Source organism: Ligilactobacillus acidipiscis DSM 15836, assembly GCF_001435755.1.
GTDB lineage: Bacteria > Bacillota > Bacilli > Lactobacillales > Lactobacillaceae > Ligilactobacillus > Ligilactobacillus acidipiscis.
Genome location: NZ_AZFI01000224.1, coordinates 1 through 2496, shown reverse-complemented (window position 1 = coordinate 2496; position 2496 = coordinate 1). Strand labels below are relative to the sequence as shown.

Annotated in this window: 4 protein-coding genes; 3 read left to right on the top strand and 1 reads right to left on the bottom strand. The window is 36.3% G+C overall.

The genetic code is table 11. The annotated features are described in order from the left end of the window. Positions 1-26 precede the first annotated feature (26 nt). Entirely contained in the window at positions 27-839 is an 813-nt protein-coding gene (locus tag FC65_RS10085; RefSeq protein ID WP_056972576.1) for a hypothetical protein, read from the bottom strand. A gap of 274 nt (positions 840-1113) precedes the next feature. Between FC65_RS10085 and FC65_RS10080 the strand changes: the two genes are divergently transcribed. The 3 genes from FC65_RS10080 (at position 1114) to FC65_RS12960 (ending at position 2478) form a co-directional block, all read left to right on the top strand. Beyond that, positions 1114-1890, top strand: coding sequence for a tyrosine-protein phosphatase (locus FC65_RS10080; protein ID WP_056972575.1), 777 nt, complete (start codon positions 1114-1116; stop codon positions 1888-1890). A 35-nt stretch (positions 1891-1925) separates the two neighbouring features. Further along, positions 1926-2333: a helix-turn-helix domain-containing protein gene (locus FC65_RS10075; RefSeq protein WP_056972574.1), complete on the top strand. Its 408-nt coding sequence runs from the start codon at positions 1926-1928 to the stop codon at positions 2331-2333. A 64-nt stretch (positions 2334-2397) separates the two neighbouring features. Then, positions 2398-2478 carry a heparan-alpha-glucosaminide N-acetyltransferase domain-containing protein gene (locus FC65_RS12960; RefSeq protein WP_156408629.1) on the top strand — a complete coding sequence of 27 codons (81 nt, stop codon included), beginning with the start codon at positions 2398-2400 and terminating at the stop codon, positions 2476-2478. Positions 2479-2496 lie beyond the last annotated feature (18 nt).

Sequence of the window (2496 nt, the reverse complement as noted above, 5' to 3'; positions counted from 1 at the left end):
GAAGTCTATTTTTGTACTTTCAACCTTTAGTTAATGTCTTTGTTCTTACGTGTTTTATTGATTTGTTCAGCCTTGCGAGTATATTTTTTTGCAATTTTTTGCATAGTCTGTTTAGAATATCCCGTAGGTTCTTCCATGGTTTTACTACCTAAGAAGTTAACAAAAGTTAGCCATGGGCCATTATCATTTCCTGCTGCTCTTGCATCCCAAAAATAAATTTTATTTCCCATCCAGTTACTAAGATCGTTCATTGCTGAGCCCGCAGTATTGATTTTATTAAAATTGGAAAAACCAAGAATGGTCACTCCAATAATGACGATCCGAATAACCCAAAAACGTTTTAAGTTTTGCCACTTGATCGGGAAAAACTTTTCAAGCAGAACTGTTAATACAATCAACATGATGATGCCGAGAATAATTTTTAGCAACATACCCTGGTCGGCCATTTTTAACATTTCGCCAGGTTCTTTGATGAAAATCAGATCACTTGGGAGCAGAGTTTCACTACGAGCAGCGAGTTTTTGCTGGTTGGTAAAGGCAAAAGCGATTTCAAAAGTAAGAAGAATCGTATTAGAAGTCCAAAATCTACCAATTAGTGCACATAACGAAACTCCCAGTGCAGTTAAACTCAGTGAGGTAACTACAAAAATCTTTTTGTGCATGATCACCCAAATTAATCCCTTATCAACATTTCCGATTTGTAACATTTGAGTGATAGCTACAATTACCATAGTCTCTAGCAGCATTAAGGAGATACATCTGAGAATGGTTAATGTATTCTTACCTTTTATTTTCCAGTCAATATTTCTAAAAAAACTAAGATATTGCTTTTTTTCCAATGTATTCATTCCTTCTAAAAATTTTAACTATGTTTTATTTTTTGCTTGAATGCAGTACACATCCCAACTATTATACCAAGTTGTGGAGTCCTTTTAAAATAATAAAAGTGAATTATCTTACTTTGTTATCAAAAAATTAAGACATATGATAGAATTCTTGAAAAAAGAAGCAAACGTTGTCCATTTTTAACGGTAGAAAAGATAATAGTGTATACTAGGTGATAATACAAAAAGAATAAACTAACAAGCGAATATAGGGAACTGGGGTGGAATTTTGAATTTTGAAAAGATGGTAGACTTGCATTGCCATATTTTGCCAGGAATAGATGATGGCTCGCCCAACTTGGAGAGTTCTTTGCAACTGGCAAATGATGCAGTACATGATGGAGTGACTCATATTTTAGCAACACCTCATCACTTGGATAATGATTATGTCAATCATGCACGTGATGTGATTCATGTAGCAGATATGTTTCAGGCAGAACTAGATAGTAGAAAGATTCCTTTAACTGTTTTTCCGAGCCAAGAGGTCCACATCAACGGTGATTTGGTAGCTCATTATGATGATTTGCTAGGAATCGATGAAACCAAAAAATACATGCTGCTAGAGTTTCCGCATGGTGAAGTACCGCATTATGCTGATCGGTTGATTTTTGATTTGAAAAAACAGGGTACAACACCGGTGATCGTTCATCCGGAACGAAACAAGGGAATTCAAAACGACCTGAATCTCTTGTACGGATTTATCAAAAATGGTGCCTTGGCACAAGTTACTGCTACTAGCTATGTTGGTGGTTTTGGGGAACATGTTGCTAAGATCTCACACCAGTTAGTTGAAAATAATTTGGTTCAGATCGTCGCTTCCGATGCCCATGCTTTAAAGGGGCGTAAGTTTGTTTTAGGTGAAGCACTGGACAAAATTGCCCAGGATTTTGGTGAAGAAAAGGCGACTGAATTTGAGACAAATGCCGAAAATTTGATCAATGGTGAATATGTAGTGGCGCATGACTATTCGCCGATTATAAAAAAGAAGAGATTCTTATTCTTCTAAACTCTGAAGTTTGAGTAAGGTGGGTGAATGAGCAGATGTTTCCAGTTAGGTTAAGAGCTTTGAGGCAAGGCAGAGGGCTATCTTTGTCTGGTCTGGCTAAAGAATTAAATAAAGTGATGGGTAGTTCTGAAGAACGGCATAACACGGGTCACCAAATCGGTAGTTGGGAACGGGGAGTTAATACTCCTTCTTATATTGAAGTGGTCAAATTGGCTGATTACTTTAATGTCTCGTTGGATTTTTTGATTGGTCGAGATTATGACGATTTTGAGATTGAAGACATTTTTGCTTCAACTTCTCGTTTACGTTTTAATGGTAAAACCTTGAATAAAAATGATCGTAATGCTGTTTACGGTATGATCAAAGGATATTTACGAGCAAAATATCCGCCGCAAGATGAAGATGAGGGAGAAAGCAACCAGGTAACTTTGCCGTTAGAATAGTTTATTAAACATTTTTATTTGTTATTATGGGGGGATTCTGTGTTTAAACAGATAGTGATTATGGATGAGTAAGAGAATTGAATGGATCGACATGGCTCGTGGAATTGCCATAATTATGATCGTGATCACTCATTCATTGAGTTAGGCAGATTGTAAAATTTAA